Here is a 25,413-nt window from a genome sequence, read left to right as displayed (position 1 = left end):
AAACACACTGCTTTATCCAGGTTTCGCCCAGAGAATTCTGGTCACGTCCTGACGAACGCCCTTCTTTTAACAATACCGCTGAAGAAATTCCACTGATATATTCGGTTTTGTGAAAGTCATCACTAAATTTTCATTCCGCCCGCGGTGGAAAAGAATTAAATACGGCGGCTGCATCACATTTATCAGGAATAGTGATTGCCCCGGCCGTACCCTGTTCTTATAACTACGCCCTCAGGACGTTACTGATCATTCGGCGAAACCTGCTTTCTGTTGCTTACCCGGCAACGGAAAGCAGGTTTTTTTGTTTTTGGCGATCCCCAACGGAGAAAGATGATGGCCCGGTTAAACCCACTACTCGGCGCGATGCTCGCCTGTACCCTCACCAGCACCACCGCCCTCGCCGCAGCGGAACAGGCAGCGACGCAGCAACAGGAACAAACGCAGGCGCAGGCAGGACAGCAGAAAACGCGCATTCTGATTTTGTCCGATATCGGCAATGAGCCGGACGACTCGCAGTCGCTGGTGCGCTTCCTGGTGTACAGCAACGAATTTAACGTGGAGGGGCTGATAGCCACCACCTCAACCTGGCTGCGTGACCGGGTGAACCCGGAGATGATGCACAAGCGCATCGACGCCTATGCGCAGGCGCTACCGAATCTGCGCAGGCACGCGGAAGGCTACCCGAGCGCCGAAGAACTGCGTTCGGTCGTGCGGGCCGGTCGCGCTGGCTACGGTATGGATTACGTCGGCGCGGGGAAATCTACCGAGGCGTCGGCGCTGATTATCAAGTCGGTGGATAAATCTGACCCGCGCCCGCTGTGGATCGACGTCTGGGGCGGCGCGGTGGATCTGGCGCAGGCGCTGTACGACGTGCGCGCCACCCGCAGCGCGGAAGAGGTTGAGGCGTTCGTCAGTAAAATCCGCGTTTATGCGATATCCGATCAGGACAATACCGGCGAATGGATACGGGCGCAGTTCCCTGCACTGCGCTATATCACCAGCATTCACGCCTGGAATGACTACTTCATCGCCACCTGGAGCGGCATGTCGTCGCGCTTTGCCGAAGGCGGCGATATGAGCCAGGTCAACAACGACTGGCTGGCCCGCAACATCCGCAATCAGGGACCGTTGGGCGCGGCCTATCCGGCCATTGAATACACTATGGAAGGCGATACGCCCTCGTTCCTCTACCTGCTGCAAAACGGACTGAACGCGCCGGAACATCCGGAGTACGGCGGCTGGGGCGGGCGCTATGCGGCGGTCACGCCCGACAGCCGTAGCGGGCTGCGTACCAGCACCTCCGATACGGTCACCGGCGTCGATGGCAAAAGCCACCGCACCGCCAGTGCCACCATCTGGCGCTGGCGCGAGGCGTATCAAAATGATTTTGCCGCACGTATGCAGTGGAGCGTGACCCCGGACGTGAAAAAGGCCAACCACAATCCGCAGCTGGTGCTGAACGGGCAGCCGGGACAGGGGATCGTCGAGCTGAAAGTGAAATCGGGCGAAGTGGTAGAGCTGTCGGCGAAGGGGTCGCACGATGTGGATAATAACCGCCTCAGCTACCGCTGGTGGCAGTACAAAGAACCGACCGCCACCACGATGAATATCCACTTTGGCCCGGACCTCAAGCTGGAGGATACCGAGCGCGAGGCACTCCGCTTTACCGCGCCAGCGGTGAAAACAGCGACGCCGTTCCATATCATTCTGCAGGTGCAGGATGACGGTACGCCGTCACTGTTCGCCTACCGCCGCGCTATCGTCACCGTAACGCCATAACGGCAGCACGCCCGGGCACACAGGGTGCCCGGGCAACGCGATCTCTCACGGTCAGACGGGATCGTTCAGGCTGGCACCGTTGCTGCCGATCACATCGCGATACCAGTAAAAGCTTTTCTTACGGCGGCGCTCCAGCGTGCCGTTGCCTTCATCATCGCGGTCAACGTAGATAAAGCCATAGCGTTTAGACATCTGTGCAGTACCGGCGCTGACCAGATCGATCGGCCCCCAGCTGGTGTAGCCCATCAGCTCAACGCCGTCTTCAATCGCTTCCCTCACCTGCACCAGATGGGCTTGCAGATACTGGATGCGGTAATCGTCCTGGATCGAGCCGTCCGCAGCCGGAACGTCTTTCGCCCCCAGACCATTTTCCACAATAAACAGCGGCTTCAGGTAGCGATCGTGCAGTTCGTTGAGCAGGAAGCGCAGCCCCTGCGGGTCGATCTGCCAGCCCCATTCGGAGCTTTGCAGGTGCGGGTTGGGGATCATCTTCATGATATTGGTGCGCGAGCTTTGATACAGCTCCGGCTGCGCCGCCGCACAGCCGCTCATGTAGTAGCTGAAGGAGATAAAATCGACCGTCTCTTTCAGGTCGGCAGCGTCCTGCGCGGTGATATTCAGCGCAATGTCGTTTTCGCGGAAGAAGCGCTGTATCCACGCCGGATAAGCACCGCGCGCCTGCACGTCGCCAAAGAACAGCCAGTCGCGGTTCACGCTCTGCGCCTTCAGCACATCTTCCGGCTTACAGGTGATCGGGTAGCGGATCCCGCCCAGCAGCATGCTGCCGATTTTGGCATCCGGGATAATCTCGTGGCAGGCCTTCACCGCACGGGCGCTGGCTACCAGCTGATGATGGATTGCCTGATAGATTTCCTGCTTGCTTCTTTCCCCCGCCAGTCCGACGCCGGTAAACGGTGCGTGCAGCGCCATATTGATTTCGTTGAAGGTCAGCCAGTACTTCACCTTATCGCGGTAGCGGGTGAAAACCGTGCGCGCATAGCGTTCAAACATCGCAATCACTTCGCGGCCGCCCCAGCCGTCGTACTTTTTCACCAGCCCGTAAGGCATCTCATAGTGCGACAGCGTGATCAGCGGCTGGATACCGTAGCGCGCCATTTCATCAAACAGGCGGTCGTAAAACGCCAGCCCCTCTTCATTTGGCTGGGTTTCATCACCCTCGGGATAGATACGCGTCCAGGCGATGGAGGTGCGCAGCACTTTAAAGCCCATCTCGGCAAACAGCTTCACGTCTTCCGGGTAGCGGTGATAGAAATCGATGGCCTGATCTTTCACGCCGCGGCTGTCCGCGTCACGCTCAACGACCTTGCCGTGGATGCCCTGCGGTTGCAGATCGGAGGTGGAAACGCCCTTCCCACCCTCGTTCCATGCGCCTTCAACCTGGTTGGCTGCTACCGAACCGCCCCACAAAAATCCTTCCGGGAATGCCATATTCATCGTTACCTTCTCCTTTATGACTCATTTAACTGCGTGCCTGCTGTGCAGGCCTGAAAACAAAAAAACCTGCTCAGCACCGGCATCGTAAGATGTCGTTGCTGAAGCAGGTTTCGCCTGATTGGTTCAGTTACGCCCTGAAGTAAGACCTGTAAATCAGTTTAACCGCCGCTGAGGCGATTGATATGGATGGTCAGAAACATCACCTCATCGGTGGTGAGCTGGCAGCCATAGTTTTTATCCACGTAGTGACAGATTTTCTTTGCACAGGCCCAGGCCTTCGGCATCATTTCGGTAATGCCCTGATAGATACTGTCGTCGCCGTGCGCCACGGTTTTACGATTCAACAGCCGCAGAGCGAAGAATTTCAGATGGGTAACAAAGCGCTGGTAGTCCAGCGAGTTTTCATCCCAGGTCAGCTTGAAATCGTACTGCAAAATGCTCAGTACATCCCTGATAATGGTCGCACTGTCCATGGTGCTCTGCATATCGCTGTTATTTTTGGCATTGGCCAGATGCAGGGCGATAAATCCCGCCTCATCCTGCGGCAGCGTAATACCGAGCGCCTGCTCGATCAGCCCCAGCGCTTCAAGCCCGACGGCAAACTCTTCGGCGTAAAAACGTTTGATATCCCACAGCAGGAAGTTCTTAATCGCCAGGCCGTTGCTGTGGCGCTGAATGGCGAAATTAATATGGTCGCTGAGCGCCAGGAACAGCGTGTCCTGCACGGTGATCGCCAGCCGCTGCTGCGCCAGGTTGATAATCCGCTGGGTCACGGCCAGGTTCGCAGGCGGGATCTCCGCCAGCAGCTGCGCGAACACATCCGCCAGCCCCTCGGACTTTTTCACAAACTGGCTTTCAATCTCGCTGGCGTCCACCGCATCCCCGGGCTTTTTACCAAAACCAATACCGCGCCCGATCGCCACCACCTCTTCATGCCGGGCGTTGATCAGCAGGACCGCGTTATTGCTCAGAATCTTATCGACTATCATTGCAGCCATCTTTCACGTGACCTTTTTCATAAAAAAGACAAAAAAAAACCTGATTGCATTGAAGCCATTACGGTTTCAATGCGATCAGGTTTCGCTCAGAGTTATCTGATAACGTCCAGGGGGCTGTTATAACGAATCATCCCGCCAGTCTCAAGCACCCTCGCCAGGAACTGTGACGATAATCATGAACTGATGCCCGGACGGGTTCTGCTGATACGGATATCGCGAGGCCCTTCCCCGCCGGGATGCTGCCGAGGGGGAAGGCACAGCTCAATCACGGTTCACCGATTGCTACAGGCTCAGAATAAGCATAATCGCTTATCTTCCGTTATCCTTCACAGCTGACATTTCAACAAAGCCAGCCACGGTAAAAGATTATTACCATCCACTCTGTCTACTAGAAACCCTTTTTCATCGATAAGTATTTTCTTCTGTTTTACGGAATTACCGACATTTCCACCGATGGTAATAAGGTATCCTTGTTCCCGATTAACATAAATAACCACGTCACCGTGTGAAGGGTAGAAACTGTCCGTTTTATACGCCAGTTCGGCATTTTCAAAACTGTATTCGCTCGCATATTCGCGGCCCGAGCAAATAATATCACCCGGTGCGGGAATATCCGAATCAGGTGAAACAGCATAGTAAGCGCTTTTAGTGCCGTTTACCTTCGCCTTTCTTGCAGACTCGATATAATGACAGTGCGCCGAAGAATAGTTAAACAGATCGCCTGCGCCGGCATTTTTAACAACGAAAGAAACAAAGGCTGATGACCATGCCGGATTATAAAACTTCCCGTGTTTATCTTTTGACAGCGTTTTGCCATCTATATTATCTATATTGATGGCTTTCCAGTAGTCGCCAACGCGTTTATAAACAGCAGCATCATATTCTTTCAGCGTTCCCGACCGGAATTTGGAATATTCGCGATCGCATGCCGACAAAAGTTCTTTGATAAAAACAGTCATACATCCCCCACAGACTAGTGAAAAATGAAACCTCATCTGTTAAAAATTTAATTACTTTTTTAGTTTTTAATAACCAAAAATGAAACGCGTAAACTTTTCGCTTTCCAGAGACAGGCGTTATGAAAGGCGTTGGTATCGGTTTGCCGAAAGCGATAATAACCTGACCGGCCCCCCTTTTCCAACACGTTGCTTTCATTGAAGAAAAACATTAACCCAATGAAATTTATTATGTTTTTCATTGAGCGCAATATTTTAACCCGGCAAAAAAATTTTTACGGTAGATCGCCGATTCAATCAGGGGATATCGCGAATAACAGCCTGAGCCGGGAGCAGGCGTTGCAGGGTATCGCCCACTTCGCCTTTACGCCAACGGGCCAAAACCCTGTCTGCCCTGTTCGTCGCTGCGGTTTATTCGATCGGCTGCAGCGATGTTCTACGTCGCTGCAGCCGTTGAAGCGCGGAAGTCAGTTGCAGCGAGCTGAACGATTATCCGATCAGCTCCCGCGATAGGTGGACCAGCCGCCGGGAGCAATCAGAAACGGCAGATGATAGTGATCGTCCGCCGCAGCCGGAATAATGAAATCAATCTGCGCGCAGGGGAAAGGCGTCTCCAGCCCCTTTGCTGCAAACCAGTCGCCGGTTTCCGCCACCAGCCGATAGCGCCCGGGCGGCAGCGGCGCGGGGGCGAAATCGCCCAGCCGTCCGTTGGCGTTGGTCAGCCCGCTGGCGATAACCTGCTCGCCCTGCTCAAGCCGCAGCGCCACGCCCCCGGCGGGTTTACCGGTGGAAATATCCAGAATATGAGTGCTGAGGGTGGTCATTCGCTTATTGCTCCTTCCAGTCGTAACAGGGTAATTTCGCGCAGCGCTTCCAGCGCCGCCTGCACTTCTTCTGCGTGGCTGTTGTTCAAACGCTGTGCCAGCGCGGCCAGGATCTCCTCGCCGCTGCGGCCTTTGGCGCGGATCAGGAACACCCGGCCAAAGCGTGCCTCATAGCGGGCATTACCCGCCTTCAGTGCCAGCGCCAGCTGCGAGTCCTGGTCGTTAACGGCTCCCTGCTCCTGCCGCGACAGCGCGGCGTGCGCCTGGCTGCCGGTGGGCTTTTCGCCGATGCGCGGATGGGCGCTCAGCGCCTGATTCAGCTCCGCTTCCCCCCAGCCCTGCGACGCCTGCTGTGCAGCGCCGAGCAGCGATTCACGGCTGGCATACGGGCGTGCCGCTACCACGGCTTCGCTCCACGCCGGGATTGCCACGCAAGGCGCAATCAGGGCCAGCGCCTGCGGCGGTGAAAGATGATTAAAGTGACTCAGCGCTGTCATTACTGCTCCTTGCTGCCGCGACCGGCGCGGTGGTTTTCTCTTCGGGGATAATCAGGTTAAGGACAATCGCCACCAGCCCGCCGCTGGTCGCCGCCGAGCCAAACAGGTTGCCGATAATCGGCGGGAAGTGGGCGAGAAACGCCGGAACCGCCTCCACGCCCAGGCCAAAGCCAAATGCCAGGCCGACGATCAGCATATCGCGGCGGTTTAACGGCACCTGAGTAATAATGCGGATACCTGCCGCCACCACGCAGCCAAACATCACCATCGTCGCGCCGCCCAGCACCGGTGTAGGGATCTGCCGCAGGATCTCACCAAACGGCGGGAACAGCCCCAGCAGGATCAGAATCACCCCAATATAGCGGCCAACGTAGCGGCTGGCGACGCCGGTCATCTGGATCACACCGTTGTTCTGCGCAAAGGTGGTGTTGGGAAACGCACACAGCATAGCGGCAATCATGCAGCTGATGCCGTCGGCCAGAATGCCGCCCTTCAGGCGAGAGCAGAATGCGCCGTCTTCAATCGACTGTTTCGAGATCAGGCAGTTAGCCGTCAGATCGCCCACCGCTTCAAGAATACACACCAGCGACACTAAGGCGATCGGCAGGAAAATGGCGCTGTTAAACTGAAAGCCAAACGGGAACAGCGACGGCAGACGGAACCAGGTGTCGCCGATGCCGGTCAGGTGAAAATTCCCGCTCAGCGCGGCGGCAACGCAGCCGACGGCAATGCCCACCACCACCGAAGAGAGGCGCAGCCAGCGGTTCTTCGCGCAGCTCAGCAGCACGATCGCGCCCAGCGTAACGGCCCCGAGGGCGATATTGCTCATGCTGCCGAACGCCTGCGACTGCTCGCCGCCGCACCAGTTGATCACGCTGACTTTAATCAGGCTGATGCCGATCAGCGCAATCACGCTGCCGGTAATAATCGGGGTGAAGATTTTTTTCAGCGGTTCGATAAAGCGGCTGACGATCACCGGCACCAGCGCGGCAACGAAGTTCACGCCAAACAGCATGGCCATAATATCCTGCGGGCCGCCGCCCTGGCCTTTGACCCAGATGCCACCGGCAATCGCCACGCCGAGAAAGGCAAAGCTGGTGCCCTGCATGCAGATCATCCCCGCCCCGATGCCCCAGACGCGGTTGGACTGGAGAAACGTACCAATGCCGGAGGCCAGCAGCGACATGCTGATCAGATACGGCATCCAGTCGCCCAGCCCGAGCGTAGCACCAATAATCAGCGGCGGAGTGATAATCCCCACCAGCCCGGCCAGCACGTGCTGTAGCGCGCTGAAAAACGCCGGAAGCGGTGGGATCTTCTGCTCAAGTCCGTAAATCAGCGTGTCGTTCTTTTCATCAGCCATGGTTGTTGCATCCCGTTGCGAATAAGCGATATCTGCACATTGCATAAACCAGACCAGAGTCGCCAAAACGGCGCGGATAATTTGTTTTACGGCCGATTACCAACGCAATTTCAATAAGATAAATTCACCAATAACGTCGTTTTGTCCGCCTGTAAATCACCGCATCTGAATGAAACGTTAGATTCCTGATGACCAGGTAAGAAATTATTGATTCACGATAAAGCAGAGACTGCGATGTATCGCACTAAAAAGAGGCACAACACCGCCTGCTTACGATAGAAACGCCGCCGCCAGCGCCTTTGCCGACCTGGTACGCAAATTGCTGAACCCCATAACGAAGCCTGAACAGGAGAGAAAAATGAAAGCATTAGTTATCGGTGGCGGCATTGGCGGCCTGAGCGCAGCGGTTGCGCTGGAGAACGCAGGGATCGACTGCGAAGTATACGAAGCGGTAAAAGAGATCAAACCGGTGGGTGCGGCGATTTCCATCTGGCCTAACGGCGTAAAGTGCATGCACCACCTCGGCATGGGCGAGATTATTGAAACCTTTGGCGGACCGCTGCGTTCCATGGCCTATCAGGATCATCTGCGCGGTGAGGTGCTCACCCAGTTCAGCCTGGCCCCGCTGATCTCACGTACCGGCGGCCGCCCCTGCCCGGTTTCCCGTGCTGAACTTCAGCGCGAGATGCTGGATTTCTGGGGGCGCGATCGGGTGCAGTTCGGCAAGCGGGTGACCCACACCGAGGAAAACAGCGACGGAGTGACCGTCTGGTTTACCGACGGCACCTCGGCCCACGGCGATTTCCTGATTGCCGCCGACGGCAGCCACTCGGCGCTGCGGCCTTATGTCCTGGGCTACACGCCGGAGCGCCGCTACGCAGGCTACGTCAACTGGAACGGCCTGGTGCAGATCGATGAAGCCATTGCCCCTGCCGAACAATGGACCACCTTCGTGGGCGAAGGCAAGCGCGTGTCCCTGATGCCGGTATCCGACGGGCGCTTCTACTTCTTCTTTGACGTGCCGCTCCCGGCAGGGCTGCCCGAGGATCGTACGACGCTGCGCGCCGATCTGAGCCGCTATTTCAGCGGCTGGGCCGCACCGGTACAGACGCTTATCGCGGCGCTGAACCCGGAAACCACCAACCGCATTGAGATCCACGATATCGAGCCGTTTGACCGGCTGGTGCGCGGGAAAGTGGCGCTGCTGGGCGACGCCGGGCACAGCACCACGCCGGATATCGGCCAGGGCGGCTGCGCGGCGATGGAGGATGCGGTGGTACTCGGTGCCGTTTTCCGCGAGCACCGCGATATCGAATCGGCGCTACGCGAGTACGAGATACAGCGCTGCGACCGCGTGCGTGACCTGGTACTCAAGGCGCGCAAGCGCTGCGACGTGACCCACGGCAAGGATATGGCGCTCACCCAGGCCTGGTATCAGGAACTGAAGGAGGAAACCGGGGAACGCATCATCAACGGCATGTGCGAAACCATTCAGGGCGGACCGCTGGGCTAACGCATTCAGGTTTCGACTGTGGGCTGCATCGCCTCCAGCACCGCCGTCAGCTTCTGAATCGCCATCTGCGCCGGGCGCGAAAGCTGGCGCGAAGGGGCGGTACAGAGCGCCAGCGTCAGCGGCCGCAGCAGCGTGCCGCGCAAAGGAACAAACGCCAGCTGGCCGCGCTTCACTTCATCGTGAACGTCCAGCAGGCTCAGCACCGTTACGCCGCTGCCCTTCAGCAGCAGCGATTTGATCAGCCGAATATCATTACAGCTGACGGTGTTTGCCGGTGAAAAATCGTGGTGGCGGTAGAGCATCGCCACCCGCTCGTGAACGATCAGCGGCGCGCCGGGAAGGATATGGCGCTCGCCGCTCAGCTCGCCCAGCGAAATGCGCCCGGAGGATGCCAGCGGATGATCCGCGCGCATCACCATCCCCATCTCCAGCTCGACAAACGCCAGCACGCTCAGCCCCGCCTGCCCTTCAGGATCGAGGATCAGCCCGAAATCGAGATCGGCCTGGCGTATTCGCTGGCTGACCGTATGGCTGTCGGCCACCTGTAACACCAGCTCCAGCCACGGGCAGTCGGCGATGATGTCGGACAGCGCGGTGGCAAAACTGCCCTCGGCCAGCGCCTGTACCAGCCCGACGTTGACCGTGCCGCGCCGCAGCCCCTGTAGCTCATCAAACTTCTGCCGGGTCAGGCGAAACTCCTTTTGCCAGCGCAGAATATTGTCATACAGCAGCTCCCCCGCCGTGGTCATCCGCAGCCCTTCCGGCAGGCGTTCAAACAGCGGCGTACCAAATTCTTCTTCAGCCTGCAGGATCTGGCGATTAATCGCCGAGGCGGAAATATGCAGCTTTTCCGCAGCCCGGCGCAGGCTGCCGCAGCGGGCCACTTCGGCAAAGTAGAGCGCAAAACGTGAAAACGGACTCATGCGGCACCTGTACTCATTTTTGCAACACCCTGGTGAATTAATGCTGATGGATGCGTACACCCTAATATGACAACAATAAACCCACAACAATTAAACAACTACTTTTTGTGAGCAGGAAGGCCAACGATGAACACGCACAAACCCACTCCCCCCGCGCATTGCACCTTCGAGCCGGATGACTGGCTGAAGCTGGCGAAATGCTGGCACCCGGTAGCCCGCGCCTGCGACATCGACGCCGCGCCGGTGAAGGCCACGCTGCTGGACGAACAGCTGGTGATCTATCGCATCAAGGGTAAAGTCGTCGTTGCACGCGACGTCTGCCCGCATCGCGGCGTACCGCTTACGCTGGGTTTTCACGATGAGGAAGGGATTATCTGCCCGTACCACGGCCTGCGCTTCGGCGAAGACGGCCGCTGTAACCGCATTCCGTCCAGCCCGGACCAGCCGGTGCCGGCCAAGCTCAACCTGATGAGCTATACGGTGGAAGAGCGCTACGGACTGATCTGGACCTGCCTGGACTTTGATGCTGAAAACCCACCGCCGCTGCCGACCATGCCGCTCTGGGATGCAGAGGGCTACCAGCAGATCAACTGCCCGGGCTTTGAGGTCAACGGCTTCGCCGGTCGCCAGGTAGAAGGTTTCCTGGACGTTGCCCACTTTGCCTGGGTACACACCGATACCTTTGCCGACGCCGACAACCAGCTGGTGCCGGACTACAAACCGCAGGACACGCCGTTCGGCTTCGTTGCCGACTACTGGAGTTCGGTCAGCAACTACGCGCCGCACTCGGAATACCGCGCGCCGGAGGGCTTCCAGTGGCTGCGGCATTTTGAAATGCACCTGCCGTTTACCGCCACGTTGACCATTCATTTTCCGGGCGATGAGCGAATGGTGATTATGAACGCCGCGTCACCGGTGTCGGCCAGGGTCACCCGTATGTTTGCGCCGATCGCCCGCAATGTCGATCTGCACGTGCCGGTGGAGGACGTGCACGCCTTCAACCTGCGGGTGTTTGAGGAAGACCGGCTGATGGTGGAAACTCAGCGCCCGGAAAGACTGCCGCTGGATCTAACCCTGGAGGCGCATATTCCCGCCGATCGCAGTTCGATTGCCTACCGTCGCGGCCTGAAAAAAATGGGCTTCGGCGAATTTTTCCTCGTCTGACCGGAGGCTGCGATGAATGAGATGCTGGAAGCAAGAGTCGATGGCCTGTGGTGCCAGGGCGACAAAAGTCTGGCCGTCAGCCTGGTCGGCACCGGTGCTGCGCCGCTGCCGGCGTGGCAGCCCGGTGCGCATATCGACCTCCACCTGCCCTGCGGACTGATCCGTCAGTATTCGCTGACCGGCCCCGGTGAGACGAACCGCTATCTGATCTGCGTGGCGCGTGAAGCCGCATCACGCGGGGGATCGCGCTATATTCACGACACGCTGCGCCCCGGCCAGCGGCTGATGATCTCCGCCCCGCGCAACCTGTTTCCCCTGCATCCTGCCGGGCGGGTGCTGCTGCTGGCGGCGGGGATCGGCATCACCCCGCTGTATGCCATGGCGCTGCGGCTGAAGGCGGCTGGCACGCCTTTTGAACTGCACTACTTTGTCAAAAGCCGCCGCAGCGCCGCGTTTATCGCTGAGCTTCTGGAAAGCGGCAGTGAGGCGCTGTGTACCGTTCACTGCTCTGACGAAGGCGGCAGCCCGCGCCACCGGCTGGCGCAGGCCATTGCTGCACCGCAGGGCAATCAACACCTGTACGCCTGTGGCCCGCAGGGGTTTATGACTGCGGTGGCGGAAACCGCACGGGCGAAAGGCTGGGCGGCAGAGCAGATCCACAGCGAAGCCTTCCAGCCCGTTGCCCCGGCTGCGGCGGGAATGCAGGACGGCACGTTTACCGTCACGCTGGGGTCGACCGGGGAACGCTGGCCGGTACCGGGAAACAAGAGCATCGCCCAGGTGCTGCTGGAAAACGGCGTGGCCGTGCCGCTCTCCTGCGAGATGGGCCTGTGCGGTGCCTGCCTGACGCCGGTGATCGATGGCGTTATCGATCACCGCGATACCGTGCAGTCCGAACAGGAAAAAACCGCTCCGGCGCAGCATATTGCGCTGTGCTGTTCGCGCAGCCACTCCGGGGAGATTGTTATCGATCTTTGAAAGGCAGAGCCCCCCGCTACTGCGGGTCCCCTTTCGGGATCTCGGCAAAGAACCCGGCAAACAGCGGCTGACGCAGCTGGTGCAGCACTTCCTGCAGAGTATCCAGCGGTGCGGCGGACCAGTCGGCGCGGGCGTCAACGTCGGGGTATTCACGGTCATACCAGATTTTCAATGCTGCCGAATGCATCCCGCGCCTGTCGCCGCCCGCCATCGCTCCGGCACGCATCGCCGCCAGCAAACGATCGGCAAACGGCAGCTCGCTGCGCAGCTGGTATTCCCGGCGCATCTCCGCCAGCGTTTCCGCATTAAGCAGTAAATTCCCTCCGACCGCGCCGTCGTTCACCGACAGGCTGTCGGCATATACGCCGCACAGCGGGCCGCTCCAGTGCGCCACGCTGCCGCTGCGATCGACGATCATCACCTGCCTGCGCGCCGCTTCCGGGTCTTCCCGCAGCAGCATCGCCAGCGTTTCGGTGGCAGAAAATCCTTCACGCAAACGCGCAATGCCCTGAATGCCATACAGCGGATTGGTCATCGCCTGGGTGGCAATCGCTCCTACACGCGCGGCACCGTGGATCACCAGCGCGCCGACCGCCGGGCCTGCGGTGGCCGTGGCCGCACCGAATGCGCCGGTGCGCGGATCGCGCGCGACGATTGAGAAAGTCATGTCAGCTCCAGTCGCAGGGTCAGACTAAATTTATATGGATAAATTATTGCAATAAACTCTATTTATACGCATAAATAATAATCAGGACAACCGGAATTCACTCCCCGAAGCAGAAGAGGCCACCATGCTGAGTACGCGACGAATCAAGGTTTTAATCAGAAGTGCCCTGCTGCTGTGCCCGCTGCTCGGCTTACCGCAGGCCCAGGCCGCCACGCCCGCCGATGCGCTGCTGATAGGTCAGGTGGCCGAACCGCAGTCGCTCGATCCACAGGTCGCAACCGCCGCTAACGACTCGCGTATTCTGGTCAATATGTATGACGGACTGGTGCGCAACGGCGAAGGAAAACTGGATATCGAACCGGCGCTGGCCACCCGCTGGGAGATCAGCCCGGACGGACTGACTTACCGTTTTCACCTGCGCGACAACGTGCGCTTCCACGACGGCACGCCGTTTAACGCCGGGGCCGCGAAGTTCACCTTCGATCGTATGATCGATGAGAAGAACCCGTGGCACGATACCGGACCGTTCCCGCTGTCGTTTTTCTTCTCCAGCATCCAGTCCATTGACACCCCGGATGAGCAGACGCTGGTGTTTCACCTGAAAGAGCCCTTCGCGCCGTTTCTCTCCAATCTGGCGACCCCGACCGGGCTGATCGTGTCTCCCAGCGCGGTGAAAAAATACGGTAAGGATTTTGGTCGCCATCCGGTGGGAACCGGGGCGTTTCAGTTTGGCGAATGGCGGGCTAATCAGCGCGTGGTGGTGACCGCCAATGCGTCTTACTGGGACGGTAAACCGGCGGTCAGCACCGTGGTATTCCGGCCGATTACCGACGGCAATACCCGCGTAGCGGAGATGCTTTCGGGCGGGATCGACGCAATGGTCGAAGTGCCGCCGGATACGGTGAAACTGTTCGCGGAGCAGCGCAAACGCTTCCGTCTGTATGAAACCACCGGGCCGCACGTCTGGTACGTGATGCTGAATGCCCAGGTGCCACCGTTTAACGACGTCCGCGTGCGCCAGGCGGTGAACTACGCGGTGAACAAACAGTCGCTGGTCGACAATATTCTCCAGGGTTCGGCGGACGTGGCCGACGGCCCGATCCCGGCGGCGTTCAGCTGGGCGGCGAATCCCGACGTGAAGGCGTATCCCTACGATCCGCAGAAGGCGCGCGAGCTGCTGAAAGCGGCGGGAGCGGAAGGTGCAACCCTCACCTTCTACGTCACGGAGGGAGGATCGGGGATGCTCGACCCGGTGCCGATGGCCACCGCCATTCAGGCCGATCTGAAAGCGGTCGGGCTGAACGTGAAAATTGAAACTTATGAATGGAACACCTACCTGTCGAAGGTCAACGCCGGACTGACGCCGCAGACCCATATGGCGGAAATGGCGTGGATGACCAACGACCCGGATACCCTGCCATTTTTGACCCTGCGCACGGAAGCCTGGCCAAAAAAAGGCGGCTTTAACTCGGGCTACTACAGCAATCCGCAGGTGGATGCGCTGCTGGAGAAAGCCCGTCTGACCACCGATAACGCCGAGCGCGGGCGGCTTTACCGCCAGGTGCAGCAGATCGTGCATAACGATGCGCCGTGGCTGTTTGTCGCCAACTGGAAGCAGAATGCCGTGACCTCCACGCGCATTAACCATTTTTCCCTGCAACCGAACTTTAACCTGTTACTCAACCGGGTGACCAAACAGTAACGCCGACGCAGGAGCCTGACTATGTGGCACTACACGCTAAAACGCGTCCTGGCGATCGTTCCCATCTTTATCGGGCTTTCGCTGATCGTCTTTCTGATTATGGCGATGATCCCCGGCAATCCGGCCCAGGCGCTGCTGGGTGCCTGGGCCACGCCGGAAAACGTGGAACGCATCACCCGCGATCTCGGTCTGGATAAGCCGCTGTGGCAGCAGTATCTGATCTGGATCGGCAACATCCTGCACGGCGACTTTGGCCGCTCTTACGTGCTGAACCGCCCGGTGATTGACGAGGTCTTACAAAGGCTGTCGGCCACGCTGATCCTCGGCGGCAGCGCGCTGCTGCTGAGTACCGTGCTCGGACTGCTGGCGGGGATTGCCTCCGCGCTGCGCCAGTTCGGCTGGGGCGACCGGCTGATCACCTTGTGCGTGCTGGTCGGGATTTCCATGCCCTCGTTCTGGATAGGCCTGCTGATGATTATGCTGTTCGCCGTACAGCTACAGTGGTTCCCGGCCTCGGGGATGTTCGCCATCTGGGGCGGCGGTGACTGGCTGGATCTGCTGCATCATCTGGCGCTGCCCGCCATTACTCTGGCGATTGTTGCCACCGGGGTGATCGCCCGCCTGACCCGCACCGCAATGCTGGAAGTGCTGCGCCAGGACTTTATCCGCACCGCCCGCGCCAACGGCCTGAGCGAGTCGAAGGTGATTTACCGCCACGCCTTCCGCATGGCGCTGGTGTCGGTAATCCCGGTCATCGGCATTCAGGCCGGTTTCGTGCTGGGCGGCGCGGTGTACATTGAAACCGTCTTCCAGTGGCCGGGGCTGGGCGCGATGCTGGTGAAAGCCGTTGCCACCCGCGATCTGCTGCTGGTGCAGGGCGGCGTACTGGTGGCCGCCGCGGTCTATGTGCTGATCAACCTGTGCGCCGACATCCTGCAGGCGCTTCTCGACCCGAGGTTAAAATCATGAGCCAGATTCTGACTGCGCCCTCTGCGCGCCACCGCCCGTCGCTCTGGTCGCTGCTGCTGGCGAATCGCCTGGCAACGCTGGGGCTGATTATTCTGCTGCTGACGGCGATCGTTGCCCTCTGCGCACCGCTGCTGCCGCTGGCCGATCCGGATGCCACCAACCTGCTGCAGCGCCTGCTGCCGCCGCTGTCGCCGGGGCACCTGCTGGGCACCGATCCGCTGGGGCGCGATGTGCTCTCGCGCCTGATCTGGGGAACGCGGGTGTCGCTGGCGGTGGGCATCAGCGCCACGCTGCTGGCCGCGCTGTTCGGCACGCTGATCGGCCTGCTGGCGGGCTACGCGGGCGGCCGCACCGACAGCCTGCTGATGCGGCTGATCGATATGCTGATGGCCTTCCCCTATATCCTGCTGGCGCTGGCGATTGTTGCAGTGCTGGGGCCGGGGCTGCTGAACGCGCTGTACGCCATCGCCGTGGTCAATATTCCCTTCTTCGCCCGTAATATTCGCGGCCTGGCCGTCGGCCTGCGCCAGCGCGACTTCGTGCAGGCGGCGCGTCTCTCCGGCAAAAGCCACGCTTCGGTGCTGTTTACCGAAGTGCTGCCCAACGTGATGCCGGTGATCGTGGTGACCATGTCTACCACCATCGGCTGGATGATTCTGGAAACCGCCGGGCTGTCGTTCCTCGGCCTCGGCACCCAGCCGCCGGATGCCGACCTCGGCTCCATGCTCGGCCAGGGTCGCGCGCAGATGTTCAGCGCCCCGCACGTATCGCTGGTGCCGGGAATTATGATTTTCCTGCTGGTGATGAGCTTTAACCTGCTGGGCGACGGCATCCGCGACCTGCTCGATCCGCGCCTGCGCTCCGGCGTGCTGCAACGTGCGCAGGCGGTCACCACCGTCACCCGCCCTGCCGTACCGACGGCAAAAACCGAAGACGCCCTGCTGGAGGTGGTGGATCTGAAGGTCAGCTTCCGCGCAGGAAAACAGACTCAGCAGGCGGTAAAGGGCATCAGCTTCCATCTGCAACGCGGGGAATGCCTGGGGCTGATTGGCGAAAGCGGCTCGGGCAAAAGCGTTACCGCACTGTCAATCATGGGCCTGCTGGCCTCGCCGCCGGGGGAAATCAGCGGCGGCGCGGTGTACGTCGGCGGTGAAGAGATGCTGTCGCTTTCCCCTGATGCCCTGCGCCAGCGGCGCGGCGCGCGCGTGGCCTATATTTTCCAGGACCCGCTGAGCACGCTGCACCCTCAGCTGCGTATCGGTGACCAGATCGTTGAGGCGATTCAGGCGCACAGACCGCTGTCGCGCAGCGAGGCTCGGCAAAAAGCCGTGGCCCTGCTGGAGGACGTCGGTATTCCCGATGCGGCCGCGCGCTTTAACGCCTGGCCGCATCAGCTTTCCGGCGGTCAGCGCCAGCGCGTGGGCATCGCGATGGCGCTGGCGAACGACCCGGAGATTATCATCGCCGATGAACCGACCACCGCGCTGGACGTTACCGTGCAGGCGCGCATTCTTGAGCTGCTGCAAAACCTGCGCCGCCAGCGCGGGCTGACGCTGCTGTTTATCACCCACGACTTCGGCGTGATTGCGCAAATCTGCGACCGTGTGGCGGTGATGCGCCACGGCGAGATCGTAGAAAGCGGCGATACCGCCACCGTCCTGGCAAATCCGCAGCATGATTACACCCGGCGGCTGATCGCCAGCGTGCCGAAAGCAGGCCAGGGCCGTGATTTCCTGCGCCAGGTCGCAGCACTGTACCCCGGCAGCCAGCCCCAACAGGAGCGCGTATGAGCAACGTGATTGAGGTGGAAAACCTGACCAAAACCTTCGGCCACGCCGCGCGCTGGTTCAGCCCGGCGGCTCATCAGGTGCAGGCGGTGAAAGGAATCTCACTGCATCTTGCCGCCGGGGAAACGCTGGCGGTAGTGGGCGAAAGCGGCTCGGGAAAAAGTACCCTGGCGCGCATGCTGGTCGGGCTGGAGACGCCGACATCCGGCACCATTCGCCTGATGGGTAACGAGGCAGGCCCGGGGCGCAGCGCTAAAGAGAACGGACGGCTGATCCAGTATGTCTTTCAGGACCCGGTCGCTTCTCTGAACCCGCGAAAAACCATCGCTGAGACGCTGGACGTGCCGCTGAAAGCGCTGTGCGGCTACGGCAGCGCCAAAAGAAAAGCGCGGATGCTGGAGCTGATGGAGGCGGTGAAAATGCCCGCCGATGCGCTGATTGGCTATCCGCACGAGTTTTCCGGCGGGCAGGCCCAGCGGCTGGCGCTGGCGCGGGCCCTGGCCGCCGAAGCACGTATTCTGGTGCTGGATGAACCGGTCAGCGCGCTGGATGTGTCGGTACAGGCGCAGGTTCTGCTGCTGCTGGAGCAGTTAAAAGAACAGTTTGGCCTCTCCTACCTGTTTATCAGCCACGATCTGGCGGTGGTCGAATCGATTGCCGATCGGGTAGCGGTGATGTATCACGGAGATTTGGTAGAATGTGCCGATAACGCCACGCTGTTCCGTTCACCTCAGCACCGCTACACGCAGAGTCTGCTGGCCAGCGCCCCCCGTCTGTGAAGGAATAATTGATGACCCAGGACACCCCGGACGCTCCGCGCCGCAAGCGCACCGACGAAATTGTCGATGCGATTAAAGAAACCATTATTCGCGATAACCTGGTGCCGGGCGACCGGCTGCCGCAGGAAAAAGATCTGGCTCAGCACTACGCAGCAGGTAAAGGCACGGTGCGTGAAGCGCTGAAATCGCTGGAGGTGCAGGGCCTGATCCGCACCAAAACCGGGCCGGGCGGCGGCGCGTTTATCGAGTCCATGACCGAAACCCGCGCCATGAGCCTGCTGTCCAACTATCTGTTCACCCGCGAGCTGTCCATCGGCAATATCTATGCCCTGCGCAAAGCGCTGGAGCCGATTGCCGCCGTCAGCGCGATCCATGCTATCGACGAGGCCGGTTTTGCCCGGTTGAACCAGCTGATTGCGGTCTACGATCATCCCCCCGCCGACGACGATGAGCGCTGGGCCCAGCGGATGGCGGAGCTGGATTTTCACGGCGTGGTCGCCAGCTATGCCGATAACGTACTGCTGGCGTTTCTCTGCCACTTCTTGCAGCGGCTGCTGAAAGACCTGGCGGTATGCAAAGATATTTATCAGCGCCCGGAACCGGTGGAGCGCCGGGTCGGGATTGATTTCCAGCGCCGCCTGATCGATGCGATGCGCCGCAAGGACGCCGGAGAAGTGGAAGCAATTATGTATGCACATATGCAGCACGCCGAGGCGTCAATGCTGGCGCTGGAGGCAACGCTGGAGGAACGCTTTCTGAGCGACAGCGTTTAGCCGCCTCCCGTAACCGACGAGTCAGATAAACCGGTGGCTGACGATATACCCACCGAGGCTACCGAGCCGCTTCTCCACCCGCAGCGCGCGGGCCGCGGGTGGAATGTCACTGTCGCTGGCGCAGAATTCGATATGACGCCGCAGGTCTACATCATAGTAACGAATCCCCGCCGGGCAGCGGCTGAACCGTGAACTGGCGGGGCCGGGATGCTCCACCGTAAACGCCACCTCGCTCTGCACCGGGCGGCTGGCGGTCAGATATACCCACATATCCGGCACATTAAACAGGGTAATGAAGGCAAATACGGTCACACTGGCAAAGGTTTTCAGCAGCGCCACATTGCCTTCGTCCACCTCCGGGCCACGGAGGAAATGCCGCCAGGCAGCAAAAAGCCCGATAATGCAGGCCACGGAGACGGTTATCAGCCCGTTATACTCCCCTTCGCGCAGCCAGACCCGGCGCGTCAGCCACAGGCATGCCATCATCCAGACCAGCCAGAGGCACATTCCCGCGATAAAGAGATGATAGATCCTGTTCCGTTTTTCGAAGTACACGTTGCGGTCCTGTTCGTGTCTGCCGGTCCTGTCGGACTGAAAAAGAAGAAGTTCTGAGTATCGCGCATCGGCAAAACATCGTAAACCGGCCGTGCGGTTGAATCATGTCAGTCGTCGGCCAGCTCCCCTGCCGGTGGCACCACCCGCACCAGATGGATCATCAGGTACAGCAGTTCGTCGCTGGTCAGAGTCACCTGCAGCAGATTCAGCACATATTCGGCGATCAGCTGACTGGCGCGATAGTGGTCGGGGTACTCGCCGCGAACCTGTTCAAAGATAAAATCGTCTTTCGTCGCGATCTGCCGCCGCTCGATCATCCGCTGGATGAAAAACTGCAGGTGGGTGAGAAAGCGCTGATAGTTCAGCGAATCGCGATCGATCTCCACGCGGAAGTGATATTTGATGATGTTGAAGATATCTTTCAGCATCTTGACCGACAGCAGCGTGGATTCCATATTCAGCACGTCGGTTTGCCCGTTCACCAGATGGAAGGCGATATTGCCCGCCTCCTCTTCCGGCAGAGTGATGGACAGCCGCTGATTCAGTGTGTTGACCGCCTGCTGTGCCAGCGCGAATTCACGCGGATAAAAGCGTTTAACCTCAAACAGCAGGCGATTCTGGATGGCGATGCCCTTATGAAAACGCTCAATGGCAAAGCTGAGGTGATCCATCAGGGTAAAGAACAGCTGCTCGCTGAGGCGACCGTTCAGCCCGACGTTAGCCTGGTCGATCAGCGACTGCACCAGCGGCGGCAGGTATTCCGGCGAGTTCTCAATCACCCGCAGATAATCGCGCGCGGCCTGGCTGTTCTGTACCGCATAGATTTTCTCAATTTTCTGCGGATCGAGATCGTCGCCGGGCCGGCTGCTAAAGCCCAGCCCTTTTCCCATCACAATCACATCTTCTTGGCCGGGGGTACTGGCTAACACCAGACTGTTATTCAGTACCTTCACTACCGTCATTTTTTCCATTGTTGCCACCCGGCCATTGTCTGCTGCGTGTTGTTTTACAGGCTCTGCCCGTTGCTGGCAATCACCTGCTGATACCAGCCGAAGCTCTGCTTGCGAATGCGCTTCAGATCTTTCAGATCGTGCTCGCCGCGATTAACGTAGATAAACCCGTAGCGTTTGCCGTAGCCCTGATGGGTACTGACCACATCAATCGCCGACCACGGACAGTAGCCGATCACCTCAACGCCATCCGCCAGCGCCAGCTGAAGCTGCGCAAGATGCTGGCGTAAAAAGTCGATGCGGTAGTCGTCGTTAATCACCTCGCCCGCTTCCAGTTCGTCCGGCGCGCCGATGCCGTTTTCGGTGATCAGGATCGGCAGGTTGTAGCGCTCCCAGGTTTTGCGCAGCGTCAGGCGCAGCCCCACCGGGTCGACCACCCAGCCGTATTGGGTTTTGCCAACGAAGGGATTTTCCGCCGCGCGATACACGCCGGGTTCGCCCAGCATAATCTGCTGATCCCCGGCTCTGGCGCTGATATCCGAGGCGTCGCCCCGGCTGGCGGCGATGGTGGCCGTGGAGTAGTAGTTGATCGCCACGTAGTCCGGCCTGCCCTGCAGCAGGATCGCCGCATCCCCTTCCGCAACGTCCGGCGCAATATCGCGGTCCAGCAGGTAGCGCCAGGCCAGCGAGTTGTAGCGGCCGTGCACCGCCACATCGAGGAAATTCCAGCCGCGCAGGGTTTCCCAGTTGTGCGCCGCAATGGCATCTTCCGGTTTACAGGTTTCCGCATACATCGACGTGGTGTTGATCGCCGGGCCGATTTTCGCCGTCGGCAGCAGGCGGTGACAGAGCGCCATCACCCGCGCCTGGGCCAGCATCATATGGTGGTTCTGCTGCCACAGCGATTTTGCCGTGGGCATTACGCCGCCCTCCGGCAGGCCAATCGCCCCCGGATGCAGGATCATAGTGTTCTGTTCGTTGATGGTCAGCCAGTAGCGGACCTTTTCGCCAAAGTGCGTAAACAGCGTGCGCGCGTACTCCACGAAGGCGTCGATGGTTGCCCGGTTGTTCCAGCCGCCCTGCTGCTCAAGGCACCACGGCAGATCGAAATGGTACAGGGTGACGATCGGTTCAATGCCATGGCGGTTCAGCTCATCAATCAGCCGTTCATAGAACGCCAGCCCGGCCGGATTCACTTCTCCGACGCCACCGGGGAGGATGCGCGTCCACGCAATCGAGAAGCGATAGGCCTTCAGCCCCAGCTCGGCGAACAGCGCAATGTCCTCGATCACGCGATGATAGTGATCGCTGGCTACGGTAAAATCCGCCGTTTCCGCCGCGTGCTGACACATATCAATCACCGACGGGCTTTTGCCGTCTTCGTTCCACGCGCCCTCAACCTGATAGGCCGAGGTCGAAGCGCCCCATAAAAAATCGGCTGGAAACTGTGCTGTCTGACGATACATCATGCTGTGGTCTCTCCGTGTTGACTGTTCAGGGCCAGCAGATCGGCCCCCGTGGCGATCTGGCCGTCAGCAAGGGCTTCAACCGCCCGATACTCCTCGCTGTTGACCACCAGTACCGGGGTAATCGGGTCATAACCGGCGGCAATAATCGCCGCCAGATCGAAGCTCACCAGTTCGTCACCCGGGCTGACGCGGTCGCCAACCTGCAACGAAGAGGTGAAGTGCTGACCGGCCAGATTGACCGTATCAATACCGATATGAATCAGAATTTCTGCGCCTTCGTCTGATTTGATGCCCACCGCGTGCTTAGACGGCAGGAAGGTCACCACTTCCCCCGCTACCGGGGAGAGCAGCACGCCGCGATCCGGGATAATCGCCACGCCCTGGCCCAGCAGGCCGAGGGAGAAGACGTCGTCCGGCACCGAGGAGAGCGGCACAATACGGCCGCTGAGCGGGCTGCGCAGCGTTTCCGACTTCTGCGGGTGAGCCGCTGGCGTGTCAGTGTTTGTCACCGGCGTGGTGCTGGCAGAGGGGGAGCCATCAGAAGGCGATAAATCATCTCCCCCTTCCGGCTGCGGATCGTCAAAGCCGAGGAACCAGGTCAGCGCAAAGGTCACCACGATGGCGATGGCGCAGGTGATCAGCGCATGCACGATATTCATCGGATTGTCGCCGATAAACGCAGGCAGCGCGGCCAGGCCCGGCGATACAAACGCATAGCGCACCACGCCGCTCAGCCCGGCATAAATTCCGGCGCAGCCGCCGCCGATCATCGCGGCAATCAGCGGGCGCTTCAGCTTCAGCGTTACGCCGTACAGCGACGGTTCGGTGATCCCCAGCAGCGCAGTGAAACCGGCGGACGACGCCAGCTGCTTCAGATCTTTATTTTTAGTTTTCAGCGCTACGCACAGCGTCGCCGCACCCTGCGCAATGTTGGAAGCCAGCATGCCGGGACCGTTAATGGTTTCAAAGCCCTGGCGGGTCAGCTGGGCGGTGGCAATCGGCGTCATCGCCCAAGCGGTGCCGGTGATCACCAGGAAGGGTTGCAGACCGCCCATCAACATCGGGATCAGCCAGCTGGCCTTACCGTTAATCACCGCCGCGCCCGCAGCGACCAGATCGTTAAGCAGGATGCCAAACGGCCCCACCACCACCAGCGCCAGCGGTGCCGTCACCAGCAGAACAATCATTGGTTTGATAAAGAACACCAGCATCGAAGGCGAGACTTTCTCCGCGAAGCGCTCCACCCACGACATCAGCCAGACGGTGAAAATAATCGGCAGCACCGAACCGGCATAGTCCGCCAGCCGTACGTCAATGCCGATAAAGGTAATGTCGCCGCCTTTTGCCAGCATCTGCGCCAGATTGGGGTGCAGCAGCGCTCCGGCGATGGTCATCGCCAGAATCGGGCTACAGGCAAATTTAATCGCCGCGCCGTAGGCCAGCAGCACCGGCAGGAAGAAGAACGCGGCGTCGGCAATGGTATCAAGCAGCTGATAGGTGGTGCTGCTGGCGCTGATTAACCCGCAAAGCTTGAGAATAGCCAGAAGCGCCTTGATCATCCCCGCGCCGGTAATTGCCGGGATCACCGGAGTGAAGGTGGTGGAGATCACGCTGATAATCTGGCTGAATATGCCGCTTTTTTTCGCCGCCGTGTTTCCGCTGGCAGGCTGCGCGTTCAGCGTGCCGATTTCCGACATCAGCGTGCGATAGGTTTGCTGCACCTGATTGCCGACCACAATCTGGAACTGGCCGCCGCTTTCCACCACGCCGATCACCCCCGGCAGTTTTTCAATCGCCTGTGCGTCAACTTTGGCGCGATCGTTAAATTCCATGCGCAGCCGCGTCGCGCAGTGGGTGAGCCTGCTGATGTTGTTTTTGCCGCCGCCGAGCGACAGGATTTGATGGGCGAGCTGTTTATAATCCACTGTTTTCCCCGGAAAAAAACCAAAAAAAAAGACCAAAATAAAAAATGCGCCTCGCGGTGGAGGAACATTTTTATTTTGGTCTTGCCTGCTTTACCAGTTACACGCCTTAATAAAAATCACGGCAACCTGTAAAGCTCGTTGCGTGGCGATTATCAACAGAGCCGGTGCAGACTGGCAATCTCCGGAATGCAGTAATGCGATCTGGCTCGCAACTTTCACTTCACACCGCCGCCTCCTTTGCCGCCTTCTGGAAATTTCTGACCGCTTTCATGTGATTGCGATCAAATTCTGGAAGGTTGCGATTGACAATTCTGACGCTAAAAAATAGCGTAGCGGCATTCTGATATCGATTTCATACATTATGACTGCAACCATTAAAGATGTGGCAGAGCACGCCGGACTGTCGGTCACTACCGTCTCGCGCTTTCTGAACAATCACCCTTACATCTCCGAAGATAAGAAAGTGCGTATCCTCGCGGCGATGAAGGCGCTGGACTATGAGCCAAGCACCGCCGCCCAGCAGATGCGCGGGGTGAAGTCGCACCGCATCGGTATTCTGGTGTCGCGGATCACCAACCCCTTTTTCGCCAATCTGGTGGATGCACTGGAGGTAACAGCGCGCAAAAACGGCTATTCGGTGCTGATCGTGCAGAACCACGACAGCGTGGGGGAAGAAGCCAACTGCCTCGACCTGCTGAAGAAAAAGATTATTGATGGCCTGATCCTCTGCTCGGTGGAGAGCGATAAAGCGGTGCTGGAAAAATATCAGCAGCACGGCCCTATTCTGCTGTGCAACACCCGCGTGGACGGTTCGGATCTGCCGGTGGTGCGAGTGGATGATGAAGAGGCAACGTTTAGCGCGATTGGCTATCTGCTGGAACAGGGTTACCAGAAAATCGCCTACTGCACCGGCGGTGATTTCCTGCAAAAAGGCCACGGCGAGCGCCGTAACCGCGGCTTCCTGAAAGCGATGGCAGCGGCGGGAAAAACCGTTGATGACACGCTGATTTTCCGCAGGCTGCACACCTACAAAGACGGCATCCGCCTGGCGGAACAGCTGGCGGCACTGCCCCCTTCCGCACGGCCCGACGTGGTGTTTACCGGCAGTGACGATGTGGCCTGCGGCCTGGTCACCTGGCTGACCAACCATGACATTCGGGTGCCGCAGGATATCGCGGTCGTCGGCTTCGATAATCTGCCGGTTTCCGAAATGGTCAGCGTGCCGATTACCACGGTAAACCAGCCAGTGGACAAGCTGGGCCAGTTCTCGGTGGAATATTTGATTGCCCTTATCGCCGGTAAACCCTACCGCTACAACAGTGACGATCTGAAAGCGGAACTGGTGCTCAGAAAGTCGGCGTAAATTTTTTTTATCACAATGTGGTAT

General features: G+C 59.3%; 22 protein-coding genes. 10 read left to right on the top strand and 12 right to left on the bottom strand.

Annotated features, from left to right (window positions below; all coding sequences use genetic code 11):
• Nucleotides 1-330 precede the first annotated feature (330 nt).
• Entirely contained in the window at nt 331-1,779 is a 1,449-nt protein-coding gene (locus IBT47_RS15090; protein WP_234471913.1) for a DUF1593 domain-containing protein, read from the top strand.
• Between the two features lie 51 nt (nt 1,780-1,830).
• Here IBT47_RS15090 and IBT47_RS15085 read toward each other — a convergent pair whose 3' ends face one another.
• The 6 genes from IBT47_RS15085 to IBT47_RS15060 form a co-directional block, all read right to left on the bottom strand.
• A complete protein-coding gene (locus tag IBT47_RS15085) occupies nt 1,831-3,234 on the bottom strand; it encodes a glycoside hydrolase family 1 protein (protein WP_200561138.1) in 1,404 nt (467 codons plus the stop codon).
• A gap of 158 nt (nt 3,235-3,392) precedes the next feature.
• Nucleotides 3,393-4,223, bottom strand: coding sequence for a BglG family transcription antiterminator LicT (gene licT / locus IBT47_RS15080; RefSeq protein ID WP_200561193.1), 831 nt, complete (start codon nt 4,221-4,223; stop codon nt 3,393-3,395).
• A 335-nt stretch (nt 4,224-4,558) separates the two neighbouring features.
• Nucleotides 4,559-5,191, bottom strand: a complete 633-nt coding sequence (locus IBT47_RS15075) for a DUF2272 domain-containing protein (protein WP_200561136.1) — start codon at nt 5,189-5,191, stop codon at nt 4,559-4,561.
• 494 nt (nt 5,192-5,685) lie between these two features.
• Entirely contained in the window at nt 5,686-6,012 is a 327-nt protein-coding gene (gene uraH, locus IBT47_RS15070) for a hydroxyisourate hydrolase (RefSeq protein ID WP_200561134.1), read from the bottom strand.
• A complete protein-coding gene (gene uraD / locus IBT47_RS15065; protein ID WP_200561132.1) occupies nt 6,009-6,509 on the bottom strand; it encodes a 2-oxo-4-hydroxy-4-carboxy-5-ureidoimidazoline decarboxylase in 501 nt (166 codons plus the stop codon). Before uraD ends, uraH begins: the two co-directional genes overlap by 4 nt.
• Nucleotides 6,487-7,872, bottom strand: a complete 1,386-nt coding sequence (locus IBT47_RS15060; protein ID WP_200561130.1) for a nucleobase:cation symporter-2 family protein — start codon at nt 7,870-7,872, stop codon at nt 6,487-6,489. Before IBT47_RS15060 ends, uraD begins: the two co-directional genes overlap by 23 nt.
• 358 nt (nt 7,873-8,230) lie before the next feature.
• Here IBT47_RS15060 and hpxO point away from each other — a divergent pair, with 358 nt between their 5' ends.
• Nucleotides 8,231-9,385, top strand: coding sequence for an FAD-dependent urate hydroxylase HpxO (gene hpxO / locus IBT47_RS15055; protein ID WP_200561127.1), 1,155 nt, complete (start codon nt 8,231-8,233; stop codon nt 9,383-9,385).
• A gap of 5 nt (nt 9,386-9,390) precedes the next feature.
• Here the strand turns inward: hpxO and hpxR are convergent, their stop codons facing one another.
• Nucleotides 9,391-10,308, bottom strand: coding sequence for a LysR family hpxDE operon transcriptional regulator HpxR (gene hpxR / locus IBT47_RS15050; protein WP_200561125.1), 918 nt, complete (start codon nt 10,306-10,308; stop codon nt 9,391-9,393).
• 126 nt (nt 10,309-10,434) lie between these two features.
• On the opposite strand from hpxR, the gene hpxD reads away from it, so the two are divergent.
• The gene (gene hpxD, locus IBT47_RS15045; protein ID WP_200561123.1) at nt 10,435-11,472 is read left to right on the top strand and encodes a molybdenum cofactor-independent xanthine hydroxylase subunit HpxD; all 1,038 of its coding nucleotides are present in this window, start codon (nt 10,435-10,437) and stop codon (nt 11,470-11,472) included.
• 12 nt (nt 11,473-11,484) lie between these two features.
• On the top strand, nt 11,485-12,450 hold the full coding sequence (locus IBT47_RS15040; protein WP_200561121.1) for a PDR/VanB family oxidoreductase: 966 nt from the start codon (nt 11,485-11,487) through the stop codon (nt 12,448-12,450).
• 16 nt (nt 12,451-12,466) lie between these two features.
• Here IBT47_RS15040 and IBT47_RS15035 read toward each other — a convergent pair whose 3' ends face one another.
• The gene (locus tag IBT47_RS15035; protein ID WP_200561119.1) at nt 12,467-13,117 is read right to left on the bottom strand and encodes a DUF1028 domain-containing protein; all 651 of its coding nucleotides are present in this window, start codon (nt 13,115-13,117) and stop codon (nt 12,467-12,469) included.
• 124 nt (nt 13,118-13,241) lie between these two features.
• Between IBT47_RS15035 and IBT47_RS15030 the strand changes: the two genes are divergently transcribed.
• From IBT47_RS15030 to IBT47_RS15010, 5 genes are read left to right on the top strand one after another with little or no spacing between them, the layout of a single operon-like run.
• On the top strand, nt 13,242-14,819 hold the full coding sequence (locus tag IBT47_RS15030; RefSeq protein ID WP_200561117.1) for an ABC transporter substrate-binding protein: 1,578 nt from the start codon (nt 13,242-13,244) through the stop codon (nt 14,817-14,819).
• 21 nt (nt 14,820-14,840) lie between these two features.
• The gene (locus tag IBT47_RS15025; RefSeq protein ID WP_105591484.1) at nt 14,841-15,788 is read left to right on the top strand and encodes an ABC transporter permease; all 948 of its coding nucleotides are present in this window, start codon (nt 14,841-14,843) and stop codon (nt 15,786-15,788) included.
• The gene (locus tag IBT47_RS15020) at nt 15,785-17,578 is read left to right on the top strand and encodes a dipeptide/oligopeptide/nickel ABC transporter permease/ATP-binding protein (RefSeq protein ID WP_200561115.1); all 1,794 of its coding nucleotides are present in this window, start codon (nt 15,785-15,787) and stop codon (nt 17,576-17,578) included. The genes IBT47_RS15025 and IBT47_RS15020 overlap by 4 nt, the downstream gene beginning before the upstream one ends.
• Entirely contained in the window at nt 17,575-18,354 is a 780-nt protein-coding gene (locus tag IBT47_RS15015; protein WP_200561112.1) for an ATP-binding cassette domain-containing protein, read from the top strand. The genes IBT47_RS15020 and IBT47_RS15015 overlap by 4 nt, the downstream gene beginning before the upstream one ends.
• Before the next feature lie 11 nt (nt 18,355-18,365).
• Nucleotides 18,366-19,127, top strand: a complete 762-nt coding sequence (locus IBT47_RS15010) for a FadR/GntR family transcriptional regulator (RefSeq protein ID WP_200561110.1) — start codon at nt 18,366-18,368, stop codon at nt 19,125-19,127.
• A gap of 21 nt (nt 19,128-19,148) precedes the next feature.
• Here the strand turns inward: IBT47_RS15010 and IBT47_RS15005 are convergent, their stop codons facing one another.
• From IBT47_RS15005 to IBT47_RS14990, 4 genes are all read right to left on the bottom strand, one after another.
• Nucleotides 19,149-19,682 carry a hypothetical protein gene (locus IBT47_RS15005; protein WP_200561108.1) on the bottom strand — a complete coding sequence of 178 codons (534 nt, stop codon included), beginning with the start codon at nt 19,680-19,682 and terminating at the stop codon, nt 19,149-19,151.
• 107 nt (nt 19,683-19,789) lie between these two features.
• Entirely contained in the window at nt 19,790-20,644 is an 855-nt protein-coding gene (gene licT, locus IBT47_RS15000; protein WP_200546089.1) for a BglG family transcription antiterminator LicT, read from the bottom strand.
• 44 nt (nt 20,645-20,688) lie between these two features.
• Nucleotides 20,689-22,101, bottom strand: a complete 1,413-nt coding sequence (locus IBT47_RS14995) for a glycoside hydrolase family 1 protein (RefSeq protein ID WP_200561106.1) — start codon at nt 22,099-22,101, stop codon at nt 20,689-20,691.
• A complete protein-coding gene (locus tag IBT47_RS14990; protein ID WP_200561104.1) occupies nt 22,098-24,026 on the bottom strand; it encodes a beta-glucoside-specific PTS transporter subunit IIABC in 1,929 nt (642 codons plus the stop codon). Before IBT47_RS14990 ends, IBT47_RS14995 begins: the two co-directional genes overlap by 4 nt.
• 361 nt (nt 24,027-24,387) lie before the next feature.
• Here IBT47_RS14990 and IBT47_RS14985 point away from each other — a divergent pair, with 361 nt between their 5' ends.
• Complete coding sequence (locus tag IBT47_RS14985) at nt 24,388-25,389, top strand: LacI family DNA-binding transcriptional regulator (RefSeq protein ID WP_200561102.1); 1,002 nt, start codon at nt 24,388-24,390, stop codon at nt 25,387-25,389.
• Nucleotides 25,390-25,413: the final 24 nt, after the last annotated feature.

The sequence above is a fragment of the Erwinia sp. S43 genome (genome assembly GCF_016624745.1).
Classification (GTDB): Bacteria; Pseudomonadota; Gammaproteobacteria; order Enterobacterales; family Enterobacteriaceae; genus Erwinia; species Erwinia coffeiphila.
This window is presented reverse-complemented; position numbering and strand designations above follow the sequence as displayed.